At 73.4% G+C, this 15863-nt stretch carries 17 protein-coding genes; 10 read left to right on the forward strand and 7 right to left on the reverse strand.

All coding sequences use genetic code 11. From position 1 onward, the window contains the following. The first annotated feature begins 20 nt into the window (after positions 1-20). Genes MILUP08_RS06885 through MILUP08_RS06895 form a run of 3 tightly spaced genes read left to right on the forward strand, consistent with a single transcriptional unit; the run spans position 21 to position 3628 of the window. The gene (locus MILUP08_RS06885) at positions 21-794 is read left to right on the forward strand and encodes an ABC transporter ATP-binding protein (protein ID WP_051065676.1); all 774 of its coding nucleotides are present in this window, start codon (positions 21-23) and stop codon (positions 792-794) included. Then, positions 791-3217, forward strand: a complete 2427-nt coding sequence (locus tag MILUP08_RS06890; RefSeq protein WP_007456037.1) for an ABC transporter permease — start codon at positions 791-793, stop codon at positions 3215-3217. The genes MILUP08_RS06885 and MILUP08_RS06890 overlap by 4 nt, the downstream gene beginning before the upstream one ends. A gap of 48 nt (positions 3218-3265) precedes the next feature. Beyond that, on the forward strand, positions 3266-3628 hold the full coding sequence (locus MILUP08_RS06895; protein WP_007456040.1) for a hypothetical protein: 363 nt from the start codon (positions 3266-3268) through the stop codon (positions 3626-3628). An 18-nt stretch (positions 3629-3646) separates the two neighbouring features. Here MILUP08_RS06895 and MILUP08_RS06900 read toward each other — a convergent pair whose 3' ends face one another. Genes MILUP08_RS06900 through MILUP08_RS06915 form a run of 4 tightly spaced genes read right to left on the reverse strand, consistent with a single transcriptional unit; the run spans position 3647 to position 6673 of the window. Then, on the reverse strand, positions 3647-4210 hold the full coding sequence (locus MILUP08_RS06900; protein WP_007456042.1) for an SOUL family heme-binding protein: 564 nt from the start codon (positions 4208-4210) through the stop codon (positions 3647-3649). Between the two features lie 32 nt (positions 4211-4242). Continuing rightward, positions 4243-4980, reverse strand: coding sequence for a YqeB family protein (locus MILUP08_RS06905; protein ID WP_007456044.1), 738 nt, complete (start codon positions 4978-4980; stop codon positions 4243-4245). 2 nt (positions 4981-4982) lie between these two features. Beyond that, a complete protein-coding gene (locus MILUP08_RS06910; protein WP_007456046.1) occupies positions 4983-5780 on the reverse strand; it encodes an ABC transporter permease in 798 nt (265 codons plus the stop codon). After that, the gene (locus MILUP08_RS06915) at positions 5777-6673 is read right to left on the reverse strand and encodes an ABC transporter ATP-binding protein (protein ID WP_007456048.1); all 897 of its coding nucleotides are present in this window, start codon (positions 6671-6673) and stop codon (positions 5777-5779) included. The genes MILUP08_RS06910 and MILUP08_RS06915 overlap by 4 nt, the downstream gene beginning before the upstream one ends. 132 nt (positions 6674-6805) lie before the next feature. Between MILUP08_RS06915 and MILUP08_RS06920 the strand changes: the two genes are divergently transcribed. The 3 genes from MILUP08_RS06920 (at position 6806) to MILUP08_RS06930 (ending at position 9391) form a co-directional block, all read left to right on the forward strand. Continuing rightward, positions 6806-8056 carry a sensor histidine kinase gene (locus MILUP08_RS06920; RefSeq protein WP_007456050.1) on the forward strand — a complete coding sequence of 417 codons (1251 nt, stop codon included), beginning with the start codon at positions 6806-6808 and terminating at the stop codon, positions 8054-8056. Continuing rightward, complete coding sequence (locus tag MILUP08_RS06925; protein ID WP_039905539.1) at positions 8035-8772, forward strand: response regulator; 738 nt, start codon at positions 8035-8037, stop codon at positions 8770-8772. Before MILUP08_RS06920 ends, MILUP08_RS06925 begins: the two co-directional genes overlap by 22 nt. A 127-nt stretch (positions 8773-8899) precedes the next feature. Next, a complete protein-coding gene (locus MILUP08_RS06930) occupies positions 8900-9391 on the forward strand; it encodes a hypothetical protein (RefSeq protein ID WP_007456055.1) in 492 nt (163 codons plus the stop codon). A gap of 94 nt (positions 9392-9485) precedes the next feature. Here MILUP08_RS06930 and MILUP08_RS37070 read toward each other — a convergent pair whose 3' ends face one another. Continuing rightward, positions 9486-10274, reverse strand: coding sequence for a D-Ala-D-Ala carboxypeptidase family metallohydrolase (locus tag MILUP08_RS37070; RefSeq protein WP_007456057.1), 789 nt, complete (start codon positions 10272-10274; stop codon positions 9486-9488). A gap of 305 nt (positions 10275-10579) precedes the next feature. Here MILUP08_RS37070 and MILUP08_RS06940 point away from each other — a divergent pair, with 305 nt between their 5' ends. Further along, complete coding sequence (locus MILUP08_RS06940) at positions 10580-11218, forward strand: DUF6642 family protein (RefSeq protein WP_007456059.1); 639 nt, start codon at positions 10580-10582, stop codon at positions 11216-11218. A 56-nt stretch (positions 11219-11274) separates the two neighbouring features. After that, complete coding sequence (locus MILUP08_RS06945) at positions 11275-11739, forward strand: PPOX class F420-dependent oxidoreductase (RefSeq protein ID WP_007456062.1); 465 nt, start codon at positions 11275-11277, stop codon at positions 11737-11739. Between the two features lie 295 nt (positions 11740-12034). Here the strand turns inward: MILUP08_RS06945 and MILUP08_RS06950 are convergent, their stop codons facing one another. Then, on the reverse strand, positions 12035-12676 hold the full coding sequence (locus MILUP08_RS06950) for an NAD(P)-dependent oxidoreductase (RefSeq protein WP_007456064.1): 642 nt from the start codon (positions 12674-12676) through the stop codon (positions 12035-12037). Between the two features lie 53 nt (positions 12677-12729). Further along, positions 12730-13962 carry a serine hydrolase domain-containing protein gene (locus MILUP08_RS06955; RefSeq protein ID WP_007456065.1) on the reverse strand — a complete coding sequence of 411 codons (1233 nt, stop codon included), beginning with the start codon at positions 13960-13962 and terminating at the stop codon, positions 12730-12732. Positions 13963-14056: 94 nt separating this feature from the next. Between MILUP08_RS06955 and MILUP08_RS06960 the strand changes: the two genes are divergently transcribed. Beyond that, on the forward strand, positions 14057-14650 hold the full coding sequence (locus MILUP08_RS06960; RefSeq protein ID WP_007456067.1) for a pentapeptide repeat-containing protein: 594 nt from the start codon (positions 14057-14059) through the stop codon (positions 14648-14650). Between the two features lie 189 nt (positions 14651-14839). Beyond that, positions 14840-15808 carry a hypothetical protein gene (locus MILUP08_RS06965; protein WP_007456069.1) on the forward strand — a complete coding sequence of 323 codons (969 nt, stop codon included), beginning with the start codon at positions 14840-14842 and terminating at the stop codon, positions 15806-15808. The last annotated feature ends 55 nt before the right edge of the window (positions 15809-15863 follow it).

Genomic DNA, 15863 nt, shown 5'->3' on the forward strand with positions numbered 1-15863 from the left:
CGTTCGGCACCGTAACGGCCATGACCACACACACGGTGACCCTGACGGGGCTGCGCGCGGTGTACGGCACCGGAACCCGGCGGGTGACGGCGCTCGACGGCGTGAGCACCAGCTTCGCGAGCGGCACGTTCACGGCGGTGATGGGCCCCTCGGGCTCGGGAAAGTCCACGTTGCTGCACTGCGCGGCAGGGCTGGACACCCCGACCGAGGGAGTCGTCACGATCGACGGCACCCGCCTGAACGACCTCGGCGAGGACGAGCTGACCCGGTTGCGGCGCGACCGCATCGGCTTCGTGTTCCAGGCGTTCAACCTGGTGTCCACACTGACCGCCGCGCAGAACGTCGAGCTGCCGCTGCGCCTGGCCGGCCGGCGCCCGCCGGCCCGGGACGTGACCGCGGCGCTCGACGCCGTGGGCCTGGCCGACCGGGTGGGGCACCGGCCGAGCGAGTTGTCCGGCGGCGAACAGCAACGCGTCGCCGTGGCCCGCGCGCTGATCACCCGTCCGGCGGTGGTCTTCGCCGACGAACCGACTGGCGCACTGGACAGCGCGGCGTCCCGTCAGGTGCTCCGACTGCTGCGCGCGCTCGTCGACGACCACGGGCAGACCGTGGTCATGGTGACCCACGATCCGGCCGCCGCCGCGTACGCCGACCGGGTCCTGCTGCTCGCCGACGGCCGCGTCGTCGACGAGTTGAACGGCCCGATCACCGCCGCGGTCGTCGCCGCCCGGATCGCCGAGCGGGAGACGGGCCCGTCCTCGGACGTGACGACGCCTGCGGGGTCGTCGTGGTGAGCATCCGACGGTCGGCGAGCGCGTTCGTGGCCGTCGCCATCGGAGTCGCGCTGGTCGCGGCGGCCACCCTGCTGCTCGCCGCCGGCCGTCCCCAGGTCCCGGACCGGCTCGCGCGGGCCGAGGTCGTGGTGCAGAGCCCCGAGGCGGGCGCGTCGGCCGACTCGTTCCTGCCGACCCGGCCCTGGTCCGCCACCGCCACGGCGGGACTCGTCGACCGGCTGGCCGCCCTGCCCGGCGTCACGGCGGCGGTGCCGGACCGGACCTTCTACGCCCAGCCGCTCATCGACGGCCGACCCTCGGGCACCGACACCCGGCGGGAGGAAGCCCACCAGGGACACGGCTGGTCCAGCGCCCGACTGGGCGGGTTGCACCTGACGGCCGGCGAGCCGCCCCGCCGGCCCGGCGAGGTGGTCGTCGACCGCGCGCTCGGGCTGCGTACCGGTGCGCCGGTCACCCTGCTCACCGCGGCGGGCCCGGAGTCGTACACCGTCACCGGTCTGGTGGACGCGCCCGGCGTCCGGGTCGCCGACGAGGTGGCCGCCACGCTCGCGCCCGGCGTCCGGGCCATCGGGCTGGTGCTCGCGGCGGGGACCGAGCCCGAGCGGGTCGCCACGGCGGCGCGCGGCGTCGTCGGCCCGGACGGACGGGTGCTGACCGGCGACGCGCGCGGCGCGTTGGAGCCGCGCAACGATGCCCGCACCCGGTGGATCGGCATGCAGGTGCTCACCGGCACGGCGGCTCTCTCCGGTTTCGTCACGGTGTTCGTGGTCGCCTCCACCTTCGCGTTCACCATCGCGCAGCGCCGCCGTGAGCTGGGCCTGCTCCGCGCCGTCGGCGCCACCGGACGCCAGGTCCGCCGCCTGGTGTACGCCGAGGCGTTCGTCGTCGGCATCGCGGCGGGACTCGTCGGTCTGCTGGTGGGCGCGGTGCTCGCCCCGCTGCTGGGTCGGCTGCTCGTCGATGTCGGCTTCGAGCCGTCGACGTTCCAGGTGCGGTACACCCCGTGGCCGATCGCGCTCTCGCTCGCCACCGGGCCGGTGATCGCGCTGCTGGCCGTCTGGTCGGCGTCGCGCCGGGCCGCCCGGGTCCGACCGTTGGAGGCGTTGCGCGAGGCGGCGGTGGAGCAGCGGCCGATCGGGCGGCTGCGGCTCGGCACCGGCGCGCTGCTCGTCGCGGCGGGGGTCGCCCTCAGCGTCGGGACGGCGACCGCCGAGGAGGCCCGCATCGGGGCGCAGTACGCCCTGTACGCGGTGATGGCCCTGGTGGCCGGTGCCACAGTGCTCTCCCCGGCGGTGGTCGGGCCGGTGGTGCGACTGCTGCGCTCTCCGATCCGGCGGCGCGGTGGCGCGATCGGGATGCTGGTCCGGGGCGGGGCGCTGACCGCGACCCGGCGGACCGCGTCCACGGCCGCCCCGGTGCTGCTCACCGTCGCCTTCGCGGTGCTGGTGTCCGGGATGGTGCGGACCACCACGGCCGCGTACGCGGCAGGTCGGGCGGACGACGTGAACGCCGGCTGGATCGTGGTGCCCGACCGGTCGCCGGGTCTGTCGGACCAGGCGGTCGTGGCGACCGGTGGCACCGCCCTCCTGCCGACCACGGTCTTCCGCACCGACCCCGCAACGGCGCCGGCGGACCGGCCGCTGACCGCGCTCGGTGTGGACCCGGTCGGCTTCGCTGCCGCGAACCGGGCGCTCACCGTCGTTGCCGGCTCGCTCGACGACCTGCGCGGCGACGACACGGTGGTGGTGACCGCCGCGGCGAACCTGCGGCCGTCCGAGCCGTACGCGGTGGTCTTCGCCGACGGCGAACTGGTGTCGCTGCGCGTCGTCGCCGTGGTCACCGACGACTCGCTCCCCGGCGATCTGCTCCTGCCCCGGGCGGTGGTGCGTACGCACGACCCGTCGGCGCTGACGTCCACGGTGTACGTCCGGGACCGGATCGAGCCTCCGGTCGGCGCGCGGGTCGTCGACGTCGCCACCTGGGCGGCCGAGGCGGACGCCGCGGAGGACCGCCTCGTCTGGCTCTTCACGCTGCTGCTGATCGGTGTGTCGGCCGGCTACGGGGCCATCGCGGTGGCCAACACGCTGCTGCTTGCCGCCGCCGGCCGGGCGGTCGACCTGCGGCTGATCCGCCTGGCCGGGGCGACCCGGCGGCAGGTCATCTGGTTGGTCACGGCCGAGTCCGCCCTGGTGGTGCTGATCGGCGCGCTGCTCGGTGGGACCGTCGCGTTCGTCGGTCTGCTCAGCATCCGCGCCGGCCTCGCCGAGCAGGTCGGCGCGTCCGTCGACCTGGTGGTGCCGTGGTCGGTGATCGCCGGGGCGGTGGGGCTGTGTCTGCTGCTCGCCGTGCTGGCCAGTGTGCTGCCGACGTGGCGGATGCTGCGGAACCGCCCCGCGCGGTCACGGGTCGGCGTCGTCGGTTGACGACGTTCCCACCCCCCGGGAGAGCGACCGGACGGCTACCGTCTCCGGATGCGATCCGCGCGGCCGCTCGGGCTGCTGCTCTCCGCCGCCGCCGTCGTGCTCTGGGCGTTCGGGGTGACCGTGCTGCAACCGCTGACCGAGCTGATCGGCGTCCGGCCGACGGTGCTGTTCGCCGTCGGCGGTTGCGTGGTTCTCGGGGTGCTGGCGGCGGCCCCGGCGCGGTCGGAGTCCCGCGTCGGGCTGGCGGCCGGCGTCACCGTGGCGGCGCTGCTCGGCGTGGGGCTGGTCCGGGCCGTCCCGCCCGAGACGAGACTCCTGCCGGAGATGGCCCTCGGGGCCGTGCTGCTCACCGGGGTCACCCTGCTGGCCTGGCCCACCGCCGACAACCGCTCGCTCGACGACCGCCGGTAGCCGGACGGCATCGTCGGCTCACTCGACGACCGGCAGCACGACCTCGTTGCGGCGCAGGAACCACGGCTTCCACGGCAGGTCGAAGCGCACGTACCGGATCGCGCCGGTGGGTTGCAGCCCGGCCGCGGTGACCGAGCGGCCGAGCAGGGTGGCGCGTTGGCTGAACGCCTGCTCCGTCCACCGCCCGGAGAACCGCATCGCCGCCGCGAGTTGCCCCGGCACCTCACGGGTCCGCACCCTCGGGTCGAGAGGTTCGGGCAGGGTGGCGGCGGTGAAGGTGGCCGGCATGACGAACTGGATCAGGTACGCGCCGGGCCACTCGCCCTCGATCTGGACCACCGGCACGGTCATGGCGATCTTCTCCGAGTCGCTGGCCGCCGGCATCGCCGGCGCGGCCGACCCGATCGGGTGTCGGGCCCGGTTGGCGCCGCCGATGTAGGCGGCCAGCGGCCGGAACGCCTCGATCGGCGCCCGGGTGAACGACGCCTGGATCTGCATCTCGGCCACCAGGTGAGCCGGGTAGCGGCGCAGCTCGAAGCCGGGGTGTCGGGACACCACCCGGTACGGCTGCTGCTCGGTCATCGCGCACTCCCAGGATCTCTCTGGGACAGACGCTACCGCCCCTCCTGCTCCCGCTCGGCAGAAGTCGGTCGTCCCGCTCCGGGGACGACTGCCCGCCAGTACTGGCGTTTGCCCTCGTCGCGCAGCACCACGCCGATCCGGCCCAGTTCCCGCCGCAGTTCCCGGGCGTCGTCGCGACGGTCCCGCTGGATCGCACGCTGCCGGGCACGCAGCAGCGCGTCCGCGCCGGGGGGCAGGCCGGGCAGGTCGGGCACCCACAGCCGGTACGCCGACCGGTGCGGGTCGCCGTCCGCCCAGGCCCAGCCGTGCTCCCGGAACGCGGCGGCGAGCCGCGCGGCCGGCAGGTCCGTCGACTCCCGGACCAGTTCCGCCCCGTCGGCGTCGAGCAGCACCAGGTGCTTGTCGGCGAGGAAGACCACCCGGGTGTCGGCCCGCGCGACGGCACGGTCCTGGTCGGAGCGGCGCAGCCGGACCTGCGCCGTGTCGACGGTGACGATCAGCCGTTCGGCGGTGCCCATCCCGGCGAGGACCAGGCCGGCCAGGACGCCCGCCCCGATCGTGCCGGCGGTGGCCTGCGGCTCGGGCAGCCGGTCCAGCCACTCGATCAGGTCGCTGAACGGCACCCAGGGCAGCCGGGCGAGCCAGCCCGTCGTCGCCGCGAGCAGCCATCCGGTGCCCGCGCCGACAAGCGGAAAGCCACCCCACATGACGGCCAGCTCGACCAGGCCGCCGCTGACCACGGTGCGTGGTCGGTAGCCGGCGACGTCCATGGTCAGGACACCTCGCGGCGCAGCGTCCGGAACAGGCCTGCGGCCAGCGGCAGGACCATCCAGACCAGCAGGGACACCGCCATCCGTCCCCACTGCCCGCCGGTGACGGCGTCGCTGCTGAACAACGGCTCCATGGTCTTGCTGGTGTCCAGCCACTCGGACGGGCCGCGCAGGGGCTTGACCATCTCACCGAGCACCCCCCACAGGGTGGGCAGCAGCAGGTAGCCGACGATGGCCAGCGGCGTGTTGAGCAGCAGCAGACCGAAGGCCGCGCCCATCAGCACGCTGGTGACCTGGATCACCACCGCGTTCAGCAGCAGCGACCAGTCGAACTGCCAGGTGCCCGCGCCGCCGATGGCGGAGGCCACGAGCGTCCCGACGGCGGCGACGGCGAGGCTGGTCAGCACCGAGGCCAGCGCGGTAAGCGCCACGGCGAGCAGCTTCGCGGCCACCACCCGCTCCCGGCGGGGCACCAGCGCGTACGTGGTGAGGGCCGTCCGCTGCGACCACTCGCTGGTGATCGACAGGATGCCGAGCACCGGCAGCAGCACCGACACCGGCAGCAGTGAGGGGACGAAGAAGTTGAGGAAGGTCTGGTCGGCCTCCTCCGCGTAGATCAGTTGCAGGGTGACGATCGCGGCGGTGAGCAGCCCGATGGTGATCAGGAGCCAGCGACCGGCCCGGGTGTCGACGAGTTTGCGCAGCTCCGCGACGGTGAGCCGGAGCAGCGACGGGCGGCGTACCGCAGTGTGCTGCCGGGGCGCGACGGCGCCGGCGGTGGGCGTGGTGGTGGTGGTCATCGGACGGCCTCCTTGGTGGATTCGCCGGCGGTCAGGGTGAGGAAGAGCTGTTCGAGGCCACCGCCGGCGGCGGGGCGCAGCTCGGCCAGCGCGACGCCGGCATCGGCGGCGGCCTGGCCGACCGCCTCGGCGTCGGCCTGCACGAGCAGCCCCTCGGAGCTGTCGGCGGCGCTCAGCCCGGCCAGTTCCAGCGCCCGGCGCAGCGCCGCGTCGTCGCGGGCCCGGACCACCGTGCCACCGCCCGCCAGCAGTTCGTTCTTGTCGCCCTGGGCCACGATCCGGCCGCCCCCGATCACCACCAGCCGGTCCGCGACCGCCTCCACCTCGCGCAGCAGGTGGGAGGAGAGCAGCACTGTGCCGCCCCGGTCGGCGAAGTCGCGCAGCAGGCCGCGCATCCAGAAGATCCCCTCCGGGTCCAGGCCGTTGGCCGGCTCGTCGAGGATCAACACCCGGGGGTCGCCGAGCAGCGCCTGCGCCAGCCCGAGCCGTTGGCGCATGCCCAACGAGTACGCCCGTACCCGACGCTTCGCCGCCACCGCGTTCAACCCGACCAGGTCGAGCTTCGCGGCGACCTCGCGCCGGTCCAACCCCATGGTGTACGCGGACAGCGTCAACGCCTCGCGGCCGGTGCGCCCGGCGTGCTGGGCGGAGGCGTCCAGCAGGACCCCGACCTCCCGCCCCGGGTTGGGCAGCTCCCGGTACGGGTGCCCGGAGACGGTGGCGCGGCCGGCGGTCGGGGCGGTGAGCCCGCAGATCATCCGCATGGTGGTGGACTTTCCCGCGCCGTTGGGGCCGAGGAAGCCGGTGACGGTGCCCGGCTCGCACTGGAACGAGACGTCGTCCACGGCCGGGTGTGGCCCGTAGCGCTTCGTGAGGTTCTCTACCGTGATCATGCCGATGAGCGTGCCCGCGCCGACCGGCCATCCGCTGCGGCCGCCGGTCGGTGCCGCACCGACCTTGGTCGACGCTCCGGTCGATACTTTGGTAGCTGGTCGTGGTGCCCGTCGGCTGCCTAGCATGGGGCCGTGACCAGCCTCGCCGTCCCGGAACACCCCTGGCTGCTGCCGGGGGAGCTGGTCGTGCCGGGCGAACGTGACCGGGCCCACCCGCGCCGCACCACCCGCGACTGGATCGTGGACAGCCTGGCGTTCCTGGTCTCTCTGGTCTGGGTGTTGTTCGCCACGGCCGACGCCCTGTCGCCCGACCCGACGATCACCACCGCGGTCCCGCACTGGATGGTCGGCGTCGACGCGCTGATCGGGCTGGTCTGCTGCGGGCTGCTCTGGGTGCGCCGCCGGTGGCCGCTGGGGCTGGTGGTGGCGACGATACCGCTGACCCTGTTCTCGTTGGCCGCCGCCGTCCCGCTGTTGATCTTCTACTTCACCGTGGTGGTGCACCGCCGCACCGCCGTCGCGATCGGGGTCACGGGCGCCGGCCTGATCACCAACCTGGGCTTCAGTTGGCTGCGTCCGGACCCGAATCTGACGTACTGGGAAACCGCGGCGTGGGGTGTGGTGTTCAGCCTCGTCGTGCTGGCCTGGGGGATGTTCGTCCGGGCCCGGCGACAGTTGATCGTGTCGCTGCGCGACCGGGCCGAGCGTGCCGAGTCCGAGCAGCAGCTCCGGGTCGCCCAGGCCCGCCACCTCGAACGCACCCGGATCGCGCGGGAGATGCACGACGTGCTGGCCCACCGGATCTCGCTGCTCAGCCTGCACGCCGGCGCGCTTGAGTTCCGCCCCGACGCGCCGGCCGACGAGGTCGCCCGGGCCGCCGGGGTGATCCGGGGCAGCGCCCACGCCGCGCTGCAGGACCTGCGGGAGGTCATTGGCGTGCTCCGGGCCGAGGACGACCCCGGCGGAGCCTCCCCGGAGCCGCCGCAGCCCACCCTCGCCGACCTGCCGGCCCTGATCGCCGAGTCGCGCTCGGCCGGGGTACGGGTCAACGTCAGCGACACCGTCGACCGGTCGGGGGAGGTTCCGGCGGCGCTGGGCCGGGCCGCGTACCGCATCGTGCAGGAGGGGCTGACCAACGCCCGCAAGCACGCGGCCGGCGCGGCGGTCACCGTGGACGTCGCCGGCGGGCCGGGCGCCGGCCTGACCGTGGCGATCGGCAACCGCTGGCCGGTCGGTGCGCCGGCCGGCGGCACACTGCCGGGCGCCGGCACCGGCCTGGTGGGCATCAGCGAGCGCGTCACGCTGGCCGGCGGTCGGCTGGCGTACGGCCGGGACGACGCGGGCGACTTCCGTCTCGCCGCCTGGCTGCCGTGGCCGGCGTGACCGGCCCGACCGGCCCGACCGGCGGGGCCGGGACCGAGTCGGGCACGCCGCCGGTGCGGGTGCTGATCGTGGACGACGACGCGCTGGTCCGGGCGGGGCTCTCGATGATCCTCGGCGGCCTGCCGGACCTGCTGGTGGTGGGCGAGGCGGCCGACGGCGGCGAGGTTCCGGCGGCGGTCGCCGCGTACGCCCCGGACGTGGTCCTGATGGACATCCGGATGCCCCGGGTGGACGGGCTCACCGCCACCGAGGCGCTACGTGCCCAGCCGCACCCGCCGGAGGTGCTGGTGCTGACCACCTTCGACGCCGACGAGCAGGTGCTGCGGGCGCTGCGCGCCGGGGCGGCCGGTTTCCTGCTCAAGGACACCCCTCCGGCGAACATCGTGCACGCGGTACGCCGGGTCGCCGCGGGTGAGGCGACGCTCTCCCCGACGGTGACCCGCACGCTCATCGACCACGTCACCGCCGCCGCCCCGGCCCTGGCCGGCCCGGACCCGCGTCGCGAGCGGGCGCTACGGCTGCTCGGCGGGCTCAGCGAGCGGGAGCGTCAGGTGGCGGTCGCGCTGGGGCGGGGCCGCACCAACGCGGAGATCGCGGGGGAGCTGTTCATGAGCGTGGCGACGGTGAAGGCGTACGTCTCCCGGCTGCTGACCCGGCTCGATCTCAACAACCGGGTCCAGGTGGCCCTGCTGGTGCACGACGCCGACCTCGTCTGAGCGCTCCGACAGGGGAACGGTTAGGGGCTCCGGGATTGAACTTTCGTCCGATGCCGGCCGTACCACTGCCCGAGGATGTCGGTGCGGTGAGTCCGCCGTACCGCTGCCGAACTGCGGGAGGCCTGCCGTGCGTGTTGGTGAGCAGTCGACGGATCCCATCGACCTGGTGCTGGGTGAGGTGCCGGTGCCGGCACCACTGACCCCCGAGGATGTCCGGCTCGCGGTCCGGGCGGTGGTCGTGCACACCGCCGAGGAATGGCCGACCGGGCCGCTGTGCCGCAACGACGGCGCCTCCTACCCGTGCCGACTGCACCGGTGGGGGCGTCGGGTTCTGGAGACACACGGGCTCAACGAACGGCAGATCGAGGCGTTGATCCAGCACGGCAACCCCTTCGTACACGTGCCCTTCCCGTTCACCGCGACCGGGCCGTCGTCCGCGCGCCCCACCGGCGCCCGACCGGCGACGACGGCCGGCTACCCGGCGCCGGCCCCCGGCCGCGGCGGGCTGCCGGCGCGGCACCAGGCCGCCCGGGTCACCCCTGCGGCCGTACGACAGGCCTCTGCCGGCCGGCCGGTGACTCCCCCCGTCACCGCGCCGCGCTGGCCCCGGGCGAGCTGAGCGGTCCCCACCCCGCCCTGCCCGGGGCGACACGACGGCGGCCCGACGCGGAGATCCCCACCCGCGCCGGGCCGACGTCACGCTGCCGGCTCGTTCAGTCGTTACCGGCGCCGATGCCGCAGTCCGGCGCGGACCAGCTCGTCGTGTTCGAGCTGTTGTCGCTGTTGTTCTCGCGCCGAGAGTCGACGTGCACGTGGTCGTCGTGGTCGGGGTAGCCCGGCCCGTAGATGCCGCTGAAGCCGTTGTTGCGGGCTTTCTTGGCCACCGTGCACAGCGAGGACGTCCGCGAGGTGACGTCGGCGGCGTTGCCGTACAGGTGCTGGCTGTCCGACGCACCGCCGACCTGGTTGTTGCAGGCGCGGCTGCGGAAGCCGCTCGACACGTTCAGCGGCTTGTCGCCGAGGCTCTTGCGCAGCGCCTCCAACTTCCACATGGTGCGCAGCGCGTTCTGCTTGGTCTGGCTCGCCGACACCGGGCCGCCGCTCCACCCGCTGCCGCCGCACCCGTTGTCCAACTCGTTGTAGGTGAAGTGCGCGGGCGTGCAGTCGTTGTCCTGGAGCTGGTACAGCTTGGCGTAGGTCTGCGGGCCCGCGACACCGTCGGCGCGCAGCCCGTACGCCTGCTGGAACCGCTTGACCGCAGCGGCGGTCTTCGGTCCGTAGCGGCCGTCGTTCTCCACGATGTCCCGGTAGCCGGCCCAGCCGGCGACCCGGATCTGCAGCTGACGGACATCGTCGCCGGAGCGCCCCTGGTACAGGTTGCGGTTCCAGGTGTAGCAGCCGTCCGCGTACGCTGCCGGCGCGGCGACCACCGAGGCGATCGCTGCCCCGGGCAGTGCCAGGGCGAAAGCGACAGCAACTCGCTTCAAGGTGTTTACGCGCACAGAAGTCCTCCCGATAGGAGAGCGAATGGGGTTGCTTCGGGACATCGACCGGGACGTCCCGTGATTTCCACCCTCGCACCGATGAGTGCGCTAGGTGGCAATTAACGAGAATTGTCCTCACGATTCGTTGTTCCTGGGCATCGGCTGTGAATTGGACTGATTTGTGAAACAGCCATTTCCCCCCGATCGACTCGGTGGCGGGAAAACTGCACCGAACGTCGCAATCGGTCACACCCAGGGTGATGTTCCTCGTCCATCGGGGGCCGGTAACGTCAGCCCCGGGCGGCGGACTGGCGGAGGTGCACGTGGCACGCGGTGGCGTCTTCTGTGTCGAGGGTCAGTGGCACCGTGACCTCAACGAACGCGGTTCCGTGCTGCCCACCCTCGAGCTGCTGGAGCGGCTGGGCAAGATCCGCTTCATCCACAAGGACGCGGCCACCCGCGACGAGCTGTTCTACTTCCTGGACCGCTGGCTGCTCAAGCAGTACGCCGACCACCGCGTCGGCTTCTTCGCCATGCACGGCGAGCCGAGCCGACTCTGCCTCACCGACTGGCAGTCCGTGGAGCTGAACGAGGTGGCCGAGCTGATGGCCGGCCGCTGCGAGGGACGCCGGCTCTATTTCGGCAGCTGTTCGGTCCTCCGCGCGTCGGACGCGGTGCTGCGCGAGTTCCTGGAGGTCACCGGAGCCGCCCTGATCTGCGGTTTCACCCGCGACGTCGACTGGGTCGAATCGGCCGCCTTCGAAACCGTCCTGCTCGACGTGCTGGCGAACGGGCAGCGGCACAATGCCGCCGAACTGCGGATGGGCTCCGCGCACTGGGCGCCGCTGGCCTCGTACCTCGGCTTTCGGGTGATCTATGCCAACGGCCGGGCCTGGCGCCCGGCCGGCCGGCCCCGCGTGCCCACCCAGGCGGTGCACCGCGCCGCCGCCGACCCCCGCTGACCCGCCGCGGCCGACCTGCCGCCGTTGGTCGGTGGCCACCCTGGTAGGAACGAGTGATGGCGCGCAGCATCGCGAAGAACACCCGGGTCGACCGGGACACCCTGCTCGACTTCCTCCGGCCCCGGCACCGTGTCGTGCTGATGACCACCCGGGCCGACGGCCGCCCGCAGGCCTCCCCGGTCTCCGCCGGCATCGACGGTCAGGGCCGACTCGTCGTGTCCACCTACCCCGAGCGGGCGAAGGTGACAAACATCCGTCGTGACCCCCGGGTCTCGGCCTGCGTGCTGTCCGACGACTGGAACGGCCCCTGGGTGCAGCTCGACGGCACGGCCGAGGTGCTGGACCTGCCCGAGGCGCTGGAGCCGTTGGTCGAATACTTCCGCAGCATCTCCGGCGAACACCCGGACTGGGACGACTACCGGGCGGCGATGGTGCGCCAGGGCAAGTCGCTGATCCGGGTCACCATCGACGCCTGGGGGCCCATCGCCACCGGTGGCTTCCCGGCCCGCCTCGCCGACTGACCGCCCCTTCTCAGTACGCGGCGGTGGCCGCCACCCCAGGTCCGGCGCCGCTCGATCAACCGAACGCGCCCGCACCCACGGGGTGGGTTGGCGTGCTGTAGAGCTGCCCCAGATCTGGGGCGGACGACGAGGGCGGCGTGTCCGCCGCGTGCGGATGCCGTGCTGTGCTGTGCGGCTCGCCGCGCGTTGCTGTCCTCTGCGCGTTGCCGCCCGCGTCTGCCCCATCTCTGGGGCAGCTCTACAGGGGGTAAGGGGAGGTCGGTCCGGCGGCCTCGACCGTCGGTTGCCGCGATGGTCAGTACGCGGCGGTGAAGCGCGCGTTGACGTACCGGGGCTGCTCGATCTCGTCGACGATCGCGACCGCCAGGTCCTCGTAGGTGAGCACCGACCGGCCCTGGTCGTCGGTGACCGGCTCGTCGGTGCCGGTGCGGTAGTGCCCGGTGCGGTCGCCGGGGTGGAACTCCAACGGCGGCGGCGAGACGTAGGTCCAGCTCACCCCGTCGGCGGCGGTGCGGTAGTAGTCCAGGGCGTCGGCCTGGCCCAGCGCCGCGTCCCGGTACTGCTCCGGGAAGTCCGGCTCGTCCAGGATGCGGGTGCCCCGCGGGGTGAGCAGGGTCGAGCCGCCGCCCAGGTGGATGATCCGCGGTGCGGCCGGCATCGACCGCAGGGTGGTGACCAGGTTCTCGGCGGCGTCGCGCCACAACCCACGCTCGCCGCCGCCGATCGCCACCACCAGCGCGTCCGCCTCCGGCGCCAACTCCCGGACGCTGCGCTCGCTTGTGGCGTCCCCGGTGATCGTCCGCACCCCCGCCGGCAGGTACGAGGTGGCCTCCGGGCGGCGGACCGCGGCGATCACCCGGTGCCCACGATCGACCGCCTCTGCGGTGACCCGCGACCCGGCGGTGCCGCCCGCGCCAAACACGACGATGCTGCTCACCAGCTCAGGCTAGGGACCGGGCCGCCCGCCCGTCGCCGGAACGGCGATCCCGGTCACTCGACGAGGGCGGCGTAGACGAGCTGGCGCAGTTGGGAGCGCAGCGGGTACGTGCTCGACGGCATGAGCTGGGTGAACAGCAGCGCGGTGATCTCCTCCGCCGGGTCGACCCAGAACGCCGTGCTGGCGACCCCACCCCAGTAGTACTCGCCGACGCTGCTCGGCACCCGGCTCGGGATCGGATCCTCGACCACCGCGAAGCCGAGACCGAAGCCGATCCCGTCGAGGGTGGTCTCGGCGAAGCCGCCGGTGGACAGCGTGCCCAGATCCTGCCCGCCGGGCAGGTGGTTGCGGGTCATGAAACGCACCGTGCGCGGCCCGAGCAGCCGTACGCCGTCCAGCTCGCCGCCGCGCAGCAGCATAGACGTGAACCGGTGGTAGTCGGCGGCGCTGGAGATCAGGCCACCGCCTCCGGAGAGCAGGCCGGGCTTGTGGTGCGCGAGCGCGCCGAGCCGGTCGTAGCGGACCGCCCGCCCGCTGCGCGGATCCGGCGCGTAGAGCGCGGCCAGCCGCTCGGTCTCGTCGCCCTCGACCCACCAGCGGGTGTCCGTCATGCCCAGCGGGCCGAAGATCTTCTCGGCGAAGAAGGCGTCCAGGCTCTGCCCGGAGACCACCTCGACCAGCCGGCCGAGCACGTCCGTGGCGACCGAGTAGCCCCAGGCCGTGCCGGGCTGGAAGAGCAGGGGCAGTTCGCCGAAGGCCGCGCAGGCGCCTGCCAGGTCGACGTCCGCAGGCGGGTACAGGTCGTAGCCGGCCGCCCGGTACAGCCCGTCGACCACCGAGGTCTGCATGAAGCCGTACGTCAGGCCGGCGGTGTGGGTGAGCAGGTGCCAGACCCGGATCGGCTCGGTCGCCGGCACGGTGTACGGCTTGAGAGCCGAGCCCTTCGAGTAGACCCGCAGATCGGCGAACTCGGGCAGCCAGCGGCTGATCTCGTCGGTCAGCTCGAAGCGGCCCTCCTCCCACAGCAGCATGGCGGCGACCGAGGTGATCGGCTTGGTCATCGAGTAGATCCGCCAGAGCGTGTCGGCCTCGACCGGGGCGCCCGACTCGCGGTCGGCCAGGCCGTACGTCGAGGAGTGCGCCACGTCGCCGCCCCGGGTGACCACCACCTGCCAGCCGGCCAACCGGCCGTCGTCGACGTACCTGCCGAAGTGTTCGTCGATCCGCGCCAGCCGCGCCGGGTCGAAGCCGATCTGATCGGGGTCCTTGCTCCGCGCCACACTCACGTCGCCGAACCTACTCGCCGGTACGCCGCCATCGGAAGGGGCCGCCCGACCGGGCCGTCCCGGGGGCGTCGGGGGGCGGCACTAGCCTGGCCGAATGCCGGAGTTGACCGAGGACACGACGTTCCGCCACGAGGACTGGTACGCCGAGGAGCTGACCGACCGCCAGTTCGTGGCGTGCGAGTTCTTCGACGTGGACCTGACCGAGGCCGTCACCCGGGGCGCGGTCTTCACCGGCTGTACGTTCGGCAACGTGCAGTTCAACGCGTCCCGGCACCTCGACTCGGCGTTCACCCGCTGTGTCTTCCGGCGCTGCAACTTCTTCGAGGCCGAGTTCACTGGCTGCAAGCTGGTCGGGAGCACCTTCGTCCAGTGCGAGCTTCGTCCGCTGCGGGTCGACGGCGGCGACTGGTCGTTCGTCGCGCTGCCCGGCGCGGACCTGCGTGCCGTCCGGCTGAGCGACGTGCGGATGCGCGAGGCCGACCTGACCGGGGCCAACCTGACCGGCGCCACGGTGACCGGCGTGGACCTCTCCGGGGCACAGCTGCACAACTGCCGTCTCGGCGGGGCCGACCTGCGGCGTAGTGACCTCACCGCACTGGATCCGACGTCTGTCGAACGGGCCGGCGCGATCGTGGACGTGGAGCAGGCGCTCGTCATCGCGCAGGCGCTCGGCTTCCGGATCGGCTGACGCGGGGTCGTTCCCGGTCGATCGATCGCGGGATCGCCGGCCGTCCCATACCGTCCCGATCCGGACTGGACACACCAGCCTGTCCCGATTTAGCGTGTCGACCACGCCTGTGCAAATCGTGAAGCGACCCACAGTGGACGGTCGATCCGTCGCGTGCGGTGGTGGCCGGGCGGCGGACTGGAGGGGTCGGTGGCGGACGAGGACCGTACGCGCTCGGATGCGCGGGCCGAGGACGCGCCGACCGGCCGACCGGCGTCGCACCGGCCGCGGACCCTCGCCGCCGGACTGAACCACCGGACGCTGCGCCGGCTCGCCCGCACCCGGCAGCGGCGGCGGCGTTGGGCGTTGGAAGGGCTCGGCGCACTCGTCTGCCTGGTGGTGCTCGTCGCCTATGTCGGCACGCGGTCCGACCCGGAGTCGGGCGACGGCCCGGCCGGTGGCTCGGGTGGCGTGCCCGCCGGAGCCACCCGCCCGACGACCCTTCCCGCCGCCGACGGGCACGCCACCGATGCCGGGCCGGCGCTGCCCGGTCTGCGCCCCCGGGAGCGGCCACCCTCGCCCGAGCCGTCTCCGTCGACGAGCACGCCCGCCCCGCCGTCGAAGAAGCCGGGGGCGTCGCTGCTGTCGGTGAGCCGCGCCGAGGTGCCCGCCGAGGTCGACCTCACCGCCGTGGGCACCCGCGACTGGATGCACTGGGGGCTGCGCGGCGGCAACTCGACAGTGCGTAAGCGCTCCGGCTCCGGCGAGATCGTCGACGGGGGTGGGAGGGGCACCCGGATCGGCTGGGACGGCAACCAGGAGGTCATCCGCTGGTCCGACGGCGCACCCGAGCGGGCGGACCGGGGCAGCTCAAACGGCGTCTACACCTGTGGCGTGGGCAACGGGTTCATGCTCGCGGTCGCCGGCAGCGGGGCGCCGCGCACCGTCCAGCTCTACGCCGGGATCTGGATGGCACGGGGTCGGCTGGACGTGCGGCTGTCCACCGGCGGGCCGGTCAGCACCCTGCGCCTGGAGGATCCGTACACCAGCCAGAGCGCCCAGTTCACCATCCGGTTCGAGCTGCCGAAGGACGCCCGGCTGGTGCTGACCTGGACCGTCGAGAAGGTCTTCACCGAGCACTGCGGCAACGTCGGCCTCCAGGCCCTCGCGCTGCGCTGAACCGCCGAGTGGCGGGACAGTTTGTCCGTCGCTCTCGGTCGAGAACGACGTAACT

Source organism: Micromonospora lupini str. Lupac 08 (genome assembly GCF_000297395.2).
GTDB classification, from domain to species: Bacteria; Actinomycetota; Actinomycetes; order Mycobacteriales; family Micromonosporaceae; genus Micromonospora; species Micromonospora lupini.